8 protein-coding genes are annotated in these 7,709 nt (G+C 69.7%); 3 read left to right on the forward strand and 5 right to left on the reverse strand.

Features of this window, described 5'->3' with window-relative positions; all coding sequences use genetic code 11:
• Positions 1–48: 48 nt before the first annotated feature.
• Positions 49–474 carry a PACE efflux transporter gene (locus HHL10_RS28435; protein WP_169163808.1) on the forward strand — a complete coding sequence of 142 codons (426 nt, stop codon included), beginning with the start codon at positions 49–51 and terminating at the stop codon, positions 472–474.
• A 143-nt stretch (positions 475–617) separates the two neighbouring features.
• Positions 618–1,166, forward strand: coding sequence for a metal-independent carbonic anhydrase family protein (locus HHL10_RS28440; protein ID WP_205833264.1), 549 nt, complete (start codon positions 618–620; stop codon positions 1,164–1,166).
• Positions 1,167–1,169: 3 nt separating this feature from the next.
• Here the strand turns inward: HHL10_RS28440 and HHL10_RS28445 are convergent, their stop codons facing one another.
• The 3 genes from HHL10_RS28445 to HHL10_RS28455 form a co-directional block, all read right to left on the reverse strand.
• Positions 1,170–1,883: a response regulator transcription factor gene (locus HHL10_RS28445; protein WP_169163810.1), complete on the reverse strand. Its 714-nt coding sequence runs from the start codon at positions 1,881–1,883 to the stop codon at positions 1,170–1,172.
• Positions 1,880–3,523, reverse strand: a complete 1,644-nt coding sequence (locus tag HHL10_RS28450; RefSeq protein WP_169163811.1) for a sensor histidine kinase — start codon at positions 3,521–3,523, stop codon at positions 1,880–1,882. Before HHL10_RS28450 ends, HHL10_RS28445 begins: the two co-directional genes overlap by 4 nt.
• 154 nt (positions 3,524–3,677) lie before the next feature.
• Complete coding sequence (locus tag HHL10_RS28455; RefSeq protein WP_375138993.1) at positions 3,678–4,175, reverse strand: tellurite resistance TerB family protein; 498 nt, start codon at positions 4,173–4,175, stop codon at positions 3,678–3,680.
• Positions 4,176–4,349: 174 nt separating this feature from the next.
• Between HHL10_RS28455 and HHL10_RS28460 the strand changes: the two genes are divergently transcribed.
• Positions 4,350–5,378, forward strand: a complete 1,029-nt coding sequence (locus HHL10_RS28460; protein ID WP_205833265.1) for an AI-2E family transporter — start codon at positions 4,350–4,352, stop codon at positions 5,376–5,378.
• 33 nt (positions 5,379–5,411) lie between these two features.
• On the opposite strand, the gene HHL10_RS28465 is transcribed toward HHL10_RS28460, so the two are convergent.
• Together HHL10_RS28465 and HHL10_RS28470 are read right to left on the reverse strand one after the other, a co-directional pair.
• Complete coding sequence (locus tag HHL10_RS28465; protein WP_169163812.1) at positions 5,412–6,413, reverse strand: TRAP transporter substrate-binding protein; 1,002 nt, start codon at positions 6,411–6,413, stop codon at positions 5,412–5,414.
• Positions 6,410–7,477, reverse strand: a complete 1,068-nt coding sequence (locus HHL10_RS28470) for a LysR family transcriptional regulator (RefSeq protein WP_169163813.1) — start codon at positions 7,475–7,477, stop codon at positions 6,410–6,412. Before HHL10_RS28470 ends, HHL10_RS28465 begins: the two co-directional genes overlap by 4 nt.
• Positions 7,478–7,709 lie beyond the last annotated feature (232 nt).

The following is a 7,709-nucleotide window of genomic DNA, read 5'->3' on the forward strand; positions in this document are numbered from 1 at the left end:
TATATCAGCTTCTCAGACATAAAGTGCCGCGCTCAACGGAGCAAAGCGATGCAAGGAAGGCTGAGAAGAGTGGTTTACGTGGGGCTGTACGAGGCGATCGCCATCGCTGTCGTCACCCTGGGGCTGATGCTGATGTCCGACGCGGACGCGGGGTCCTCCGGCGCGCTGGCCGTGGCGACCTCGGCCATCGCCATGGTGTGGAACGTGGTGTTCAACCGTGCCTTCGAACAGTGGGAGGCCCGCCAGGCGGTGCGCGGCCGCAGCCTGCGCCGGCGCATCGCGCATGCCATCGGCTTCGAGGGCGGCCTGAGCGTGATCCTGGTGCCGCTGATGGCCTGGTGGCTGGGCGTGAGCCTGTGGCAGGCGCTGGTCATGGACATCGGCCTGCTGCTGTTCTTCCTCGCCTACACCTTCGCCTTCACCTGGGCTTTCGACCGCGTGTTCGGGCTGCCGCGCTCGGCGCAGCCGGTCTGAGGCCGCCGCGGCGCACGGGCCGGGCGCGGCGCCGTCATCTGGCGTTCATCTGGCCGTCATGCCCGGCTCACCCGGCGGTCAGCGGGCTTTCAAGCCCGTCGGTTGCAATGGCCGCCGTGTTCAACCCGGCAAGTTCCCTGACCATGCGTCCCTCCATCAAGCTCGCCGCCCTCGCCCTGTCTCTGGCCAGCGGCCTGGCCCTGGCCCATGACGTCACCATCTCCGAAGCCGAAGTGCTGGCCGCGCAGAAGGCCTGGGGCGACGCCCTGGTGAAGATCGCCCGCGACTACGAGGAAGGCGGCCTCAACCGCGCCAAGGCCACCGCCACGGCCGTGATCGACTCGGCCTACGCCTATCAGGTCGGCCCGGTGCTGTTCAAGCCCACCATGGCTTCCGGCGACCAGACCTTCCGCACCACGCGCCAGGGCGCGGTGTCGTACTTCGTGGGCGGCGACCCGGCCTATCCCGGCGACCATGGTTTCGCGCTCAAGGGTTGGCGCGCTGTGGAGGTCAGGAACGCCGGCATCCTGCTCAACGGCGACACGGCCACCACCATGGGCCACGTGACCATGACCGACAAGAGCGGCAAGCGCACGACCGTGGACAAGACCTGGACCTTCAAGAAGGACGACAAGGGCCAGGTGCGCATCGTCGTGCACCACTCGTCGCTGCCCTTCGCCGATGCGCATTGAGCGCTACGGCGCCGCGCCGGCCTCCAGCCGGTAGCCCAGGCCGCGCAGGGTGTGGATGAGCGGCAGCTCGAAGCCCTCGTCCACCTTGGCGCGCAGGCGCCGGATGTAGACGTCCACCACGTTGGTCAGCGGGTCCTGGTGCATGCCCCAGACATTGGCCAGGATGCGCTCGCGGCTGAACAGCCGCCCCGGGGCGCTCATCAGCAGCTCCAGCAGCGCCAGCTCCTTGGCGGTGAGGTGGATGGGCCGCCCCGCGCGCGTGGCGCGCATCGCGGCGCGGTCCAGCACCAGGTCGGCCACCTGCAGTTGCATCGGCGACGAAGGGGTCCACTCGCGCGAGCGCCGCGCCAGCGCCTCGATGCGCACCAGCAACTCCTCGAACGCGAAGGGCTTGGTGAGGTAGTCGTCGGCGCCCAGGCGCAGCCCCGTCACGCGGTCCTCCACCGTGTCCATGGCGCTGAGGATCAGCACCGGCAGCGCGCAGCCCTCGGCACGCAGCGTCTGGCACAGCGCCAGGCCGCCGAGCCCGGGCAGGTTCAGGTCCAGCAGCACCACGGCGTGCTGCTGCGTGGCGCGCACCTCCTGCCACAGCGCGCGCGCCGCCTCCAGCCCGTCCGGCCCGGTGCGGGCCACCTGCAGCTGATGTCCCTCCGCACGCAGCCCGCGTTCCAGGAAGTCCGCCACCCGCGCGTCATCCTCCACCACCAGGATTCTCATGCCATCTCCTGCGCCGCGGCGGCGGGGTTCGAGGCCTGCGGCGACGCCGGCAGCCGGATGCACACCCGCGTGCCGCCGGCATCGGCGCTGTCCACGCTGATCTCGCCGCCATGGGCGCGCACCAGCACCTGCGCGATGTTCATGCCCAGCCCGCTGCCGTCGCGCCGGTGCTGGCGGGCACGTTCGGAGCGGAAGCGGCGCTCGAACACCCGCGGCAGGTCCTGCGGCGGGATGCCGATGCCCTCGTCCTGCACCAGCAGCTGCCAGCGCAGCGCTCCCTGGGCCTGCGGCATCGCACCGGCCGCCACGCGCACGCGGCCCTGCGGATGCGAATAGCGCACCGCGTTGTCCAGCACCACCATGAAGGCCTGGCGCAGGCGCTGCGCGTCGCCGGCCACGATCATCGGCGGCTCGCCGGGCGGCGCCGGCTGCAGCTCGATGCTCACCTCGTGCTCGCGCCCCAGCGCCCGGGCCTGCACCAGCGCCTCGCCCAGCACGCTGTCGATGAGCAGCGGCTCGCGGTGCAGCGACAGGGTGTCGATGTCGTTGCGCGCGATGGTGAGCAGGTCGTCGATCACCGAGCCCAGGTGGCGCGAGGCGTCGGCGATGCGCAGCAGCGCGGTCTTGTACTCGTCCACCGGCTTGTCGCGGCCGCGCAGCGTGATCTCGGCCTCGCCGCGGATGGCGGTGGTGGGCGTGCGCAGCTCGTGGCTGATGTCGGCAAAGAGCTGGCGGCGCCGCGCGTCCATCACCTCCACCACGTGCAGCGCCTGCTGCAGCTCGGCGGTGCGCAGCTGCACCAGCTCCTCCAGGCTGTGGCGCACCTCGGCCTCGCGCTGCTGGTGCTTCTCCAGCGCCATGGCCATGTCGTTCATCGTGCGCGCGACATCGCCGAACTCGTCCTGGCGCTGCGCCGGGATGCGGTGGCCGAGCTCGCCGCGCTGCAGCGCCTCGGCCCCGCCGCGCAGCTCCTGCAGCGGACGCCGCAGCGCGCGGGCCAGATACAGCGCCAGCACCGCCGCGGCGCTGGCGAGCATCAGCGTCGCCCCCAGCGCCACGCCGCGCACCAGCGCCAGCGAGCGGTCCGCGGCGGAGCGGCGGTGCTCCACCGCCAGCCGCTCACGGGCGATGTTCTCGGCCAGCAGGGTGCGCAGGTCGCGTCCTTGCGACATGTCGAACACGCGGCTCAGCTGTCCCCATGCCGCCATGGCGTCCGCCTGGCCCGGCGACACATCGACGCCGGCCATGGCCACGCGCAGCTCGCCGACGCTGCGCTCCAGCACGGCCAGGGCCTCCTGGCGCTCGCGGTGCTCCTTGGCCATGTCGGCATCGCCCGCCTCCAGATCGGAGGCCCGCGCCGCCATGCCCTGCAGCCGCGTGAGCGTGCCCACCATGTCGGCCAGCAGACCATCGCGCACCTGGACGTCGGCATCGCCGCGCACCAGGGCCTGCAGCAGCCACGCGCGCAGCCGCTGCTTGGTGGCGGAGAGCTCCAGGAAGCCCTGCAGGACGTCGCTGGCCACGCGGCCGCGATGCACGTGGTCCGTGGCCACGTTGATCGCCCACCAGGCCACGGCGCCCTGCAGCAGGGCAGCCCCGCCCAGGATGGCCAGGGCCCTCTGCAACTTCTTCGTAAACATGCCGCGATTGTGGGCGCTGTCCCTCGGCCGCGGCGCCGCGCCCGAGGCGCCGCGCAAGCAGGCGCGGTGCCGGCTTGCGCGCCGCTCGGCGGGCCGGTTGAGCAGGCATCCAGCGGCGCGCCGACTGCGGTCAGGCGCGGCGCGCCAAGCGTGCTCAGGCCGGCACGCTGAGCTTGACCTGGTAGCCGGCCTGGTTCTTGGGATGGTCCTGCTGCGTGAAAACCGAGCGGTCGTTCTTGAGCACGATCACCTCGAAGAACGGCTTGAAGCGGGTTTCCGACACGCCGAAGGCCTGCAGGAACTTGCCGAACACCACCTGCTCCTCGGGCTCGGGCTGGCCATCCGACAGCGAGGAGTCGATCAGGTTGACCAGGATGCACATCTTCTGCGCGTCGCTGAGCAGCGGCGCCGCCTCCTTCAGGAACTCGTCGACCGAGTGCTTGCGGCGGTATTTCAGCGCGTTGTCCAGCAGCGCCTGGTTCTGGGCCCCCACGCCAACGGAACCGTCGCTGTTCTCTTGCCCACCAAGCACGGCCAGCAGGTGGCCGATCTCTTCGTGATCCATCTCGCCGTCAGCCGACATCATGTACAGAAGGCTGGTGGCGAACGCCAAATGCGGCGTCATCTTTTCACCGGAATCGCCTTTGAACATATCGAAAAGACCCAATTCGCTCTCCCAAGTTGATGAAGGAAGCCCGATTCTGAGAGCGGCGATAATTCGGAACAATGCGCAGTTTTCGATGCTTCCAGTCGAAAAAACCGCATCTTCGGCGCAGTGTGAAAACCTCATGGCCGCGCCCGGGGCGCCGATACTCCCTGACATTGCATGAGCAACGACAACGACCCCATTCCCGCCGACGGCGTGCTCACGCACCGCGTGGTCCAGGCCGCCAGCTTCGTGCTGGTGGCGGTGCTGTGCGCGCTGTCGCTGACGGCCGGGCTGCTGCCGGGCCTGCTGGCAGTGTGCGTGAGCTTTTTGATGACGCGCGCGCTGACGCGCATGCCCACCGGCCCGATGCGCCTGCCGCCGTGGCTGGCGGCCACGCTGGTCATCGTGGCGCCGCTGCTGGGCCTGAGCCTGCTGATGCTCAACGCCAAGGGCTACTCGCTGCTGGCGGTGCAGCAGTACCAGGCGCTGCTGAACCACCTGGCCAACACCATCCTGGAGATGCGCGAAAAGCTGCCGCCGGAGATCGTGCGCTACCTGCCCGAGGGCGTGGCGGGCATCCAGGAGCTGCTGGCGGCGCAGCTGCGCACGCAGGCCAGCCACCTCGCCTCCATGGGGCGGACCTGGCTGCATGGCCTGCTGCTGGCCTATGTCGGCCTGATCATCGGCGCGCTGCTGGCCACGCGCCGGCCGCCCGCGTCGCGCCGTCCCCTGTCGGCCGCCATCGCGGCGCGCGCGTTCCATTTCATCGATGCCTTCCGCCAGATCGTGGCGGCGCAGTTCTGGATCGCCATGTTCAACGCGGTGCTGACGGCGCTGTTCCTGCTCGGCGCGCTGCCGCTGTTCGGCATCGACATGCCCTACGACTACGCGCTGGTGGGCATGACCTTCGTGTTCGGCCTGGTGCCCATCGTGGGCAACCTCGTGGTCAACGTCGTGATGACGCTGGTGGGGGTGTCGGTGTCGCCCTTCGTCGGCCTGGCGTGCCTGGCCTTCCTGATCGGCATCCACAAGGCGGAGTACTTCATCAACGCCCGCGTGGTGGGCTCCAAGACCAGCACCGGCGTGTGGGAGCTGCTGGCGGCGATGTTCGCGGCCGAGACGGTGTTCGGCGTGCCGGGGCTGGTGGCCGCGCCGCTGTACTACGCCTACGTCAAGAAGGAGCTGGGCGCGGCCGGGCTGGTGTGAGCCATCCAGCCGTGGCCAGCGACGGCGCGGCGGCTACTTCTTGGCCCGGATCTTCTCCAGCTCCGCGAACATCTCCTTGGCCGTGGCCTCGCCGGCCTCCTTGCTGTACTTGGCCACCACCGGCTGCAGCTTCTGGCGCAGCTTGTCCTGCTCGGCGGCCGGCAGCTCCGTCACCTGCATGCCCTGCTTCTTCAGCTCGGCGATGGCCTTCTGGCTGAAGTCGCGGATGGTCTTGCGCTCGAAGGCCGTGGCCTCGCGCGCGGCCTCCTGCACGGCCTTCTGCTCGTCGGGCGAGAGCCCGTCCCAGGTCTTCTTGGACAGCAGCAGCACCCACACGCTGTAGATGTGCTTGGACAGCACGACGTGCTTCTGCACCTCGTAGAACTTGCTGGCCAGGATGGTGGCGGTGGGGTTCTCCTGCCCGTCCACGGCCTTCTGCTCCAGCGCGGTGTAGAGCTCGGTGAAGGGCATGGGCACGGCGTTGGCGCCCAGCGCATTGAAAGTGTCGATGAACAGCGGGTTCTGCACCACGCGGATCTTGAGCCCGGCGAAGTCCTCGGCCTTGGTGATGGGCCGGCGGCTGTTGCTGACGTGGCGGAAACCGTTCTCCCAGAAGGCCAGCCCGATCAGGCCCTTGGCCGGCAGTTGATCCAGCAACTTGCGGCCGAAGGGGCCGTCGAGCAGCGCGTCGGCTTCCTGCTCGGTCTGGAAGGTCAGGGGCAGGTTGAGCACGGTGAAGTCCTTGACCAGGCTCACCAGCGTGGAGGTGTCGGGCACCACCATCTCCTGCGTGCCGCCGCGCAGCGCCGAGATCATGGTGACGTCGTTGCCCAGCGCGCCGCCGGCGTAGAGCCGGGCCGTGAGCTTGCCGCCGGTCTTCTGCGACAGCAGCTCGCCGAACTTCTTGACGGAAACGCCCTGCGGGTGGTCGTCGGACAGCCCGATGCCCACCTTCAGCACCTTCTGCGCCGCGGCGGGTGCCGCCAGCGCGGCCAGCAGGCTTGCCGCCGCCAGGACCATGGCTCGTGACTTCATGCTGTCTCCTTGGCTTGTGATCGGCCGACGGGCGTACCGGGTGCCCTGCAGGCCGCCTGGCCCGCGGGCAGTTCGCGTGCCGGCTGCGGCGCCAGGCCCGCCGTGCAGGGGGTCCAGGCCGGCTCCGGGCCCAGCGGCAGGCAGCAGCGCTTGAGGATCAGGTCGCTGCGCGCGAACAGGTCGGCCACCCAGTCCACGAACACGCGCAGCTTGGCGCTCAGGTGCCGGTTCGGCGGATAGACGACATGGATGGGAATGCTCTGCGCGCACCAGTCCAGCAGCACCGGCACCAGCGCGCCGCTGGCGATGTGCGGCTGGGCCTGGAAGGTGGAGGTGCGCACGATGCCCAGCCCGGCCAGCCCGGCGATGAGGTTGGCGCCGCTGTCGTTGACCGAGACCACATGCCGGGGCCGCAGCTCGATGCGCTCCTCGCCCTTGGCCAGCTCCAGCGGGTAAGGTCGCCCGGTGCGGTGCGACAGGTAATTGACCACGTGGTGCTGCCCGTTCTCCAGGTCGTGCGGATGGAGCGGCACGCCGTGGCGCTGCAGGTAGTCCGGCGTCGCGCACAGGATGGTGTGGAACTCGCCGATGCGCCGCGCCACCAGCGACTGGTCGGTGATCTCGCCGCCGCGCAGCACGCAGTCCACGTTCTCGCCGATCAGGTCCACCGGCCGGTCACTCACGCCCAGGTCGATCTGGATGTGGGGATAGCGGGCGTGGAAGTCGGGCAGCGCCGGGATCAGCAGCAACTGCCCCACCGAGGCCGCCACGTCGATGCGCAGCCGCCCGCGCGGGTTGATCTTGGCGTGCGACATGCTCGATTCCAGCTCATCGAGCTCGCCCAGGATGCGCAGCGCGCGGTCGTAGTAGGCGGCGCCGTCGGCCGTCACCGTGACGCGCCGCGTGGTGCGGTTGAGCAGCTTGGTCTGCAGGTGCGTCTCCAGCGCCTGGATCAGCCGCGTCACGGTCGGCTTGGGCAGCCCCAGCGATTCCGCCGCCCGGGTGAAGGTGCCGGCCTCGACCACCCGCACATAAGCCTGCATCGCGGAGAACTTGTTATCCATCCTCGCACCTCCTCGCGGCGCAACCGCGCGCCCGCGCCCGGCATTGTGGCCGCGCGATTGTTGCGCCGGGTGAAACACGGCATGAGCGCGAGCGCTATTTAAGCCCACCTCTTTCAAGGTGCGCGGGAAGCGAGCACGCTGCCACCTCTGACACACCGGATTCCAGGAGGTGTGCGATGACGGTGGTGGATGCTGTGGTGGAGCGCTTTGCGCACCACTCTCCCGTGACGCT

Source organism: Azohydromonas caseinilytica, assembly GCF_012927045.1.
GTDB classification, from domain to species: Bacteria; Pseudomonadota; Gammaproteobacteria; order Burkholderiales; family Burkholderiaceae_C; genus Azohydromonas; species Azohydromonas caseinilytica.

Bases quoted from the DNA above. Each gene is read 5' to 3' on its own strand.
- HHL10_RS28435 (WP_169163808.1), top strand. From the start codon at position 49: ATGCAAGGAAGGCTGAGAAGAGTGGTTTACGTGGGGCTGTACGAGGCG.
- HHL10_RS28440 (WP_205833264.1), top strand. From the start codon at position 618: ATGCGTCCCTCCATCAAGCTCGCCGCCCTCGCCCTGTCTCTGGCCAGC.
- HHL10_RS28445 (WP_169163810.1), bottom strand. From the start codon at position 1,883: ATGAGAATCCTGGTGGTGGAGGATGACGCGCGGGTGGCGGACTTCCTG.
- HHL10_RS28450 (WP_169163811.1), bottom strand. From the start codon at position 3,523: ATGTTTACGAAGAAGTTGCAGAGGGCCCTGGCCATCCTGGGCGGGGCT.
- HHL10_RS28455 (WP_375138993.1), bottom strand. From the start codon at position 4,175: ATGTTCAAAGGCGATTCCGGTGAAAAGATGACGCCGCATTTGGCGTTC.
- HHL10_RS28460 (WP_205833265.1), top strand. From the start codon at position 4,350: ATGAGCAACGACAACGACCCCATTCCCGCCGACGGCGTGCTCACGCAC.
- HHL10_RS28465 (WP_169163812.1), bottom strand. From the start codon at position 6,413: ATGAAGTCACGAGCCATGGTCCTGGCGGCGGCAAGCCTGCTGGCCGCG.
- HHL10_RS28470 (WP_169163813.1), bottom strand. From the start codon at position 7,477: ATGGATAACAAGTTCTCCGCGATGCAGGCTTATGTGCGGGTGGTCGAG.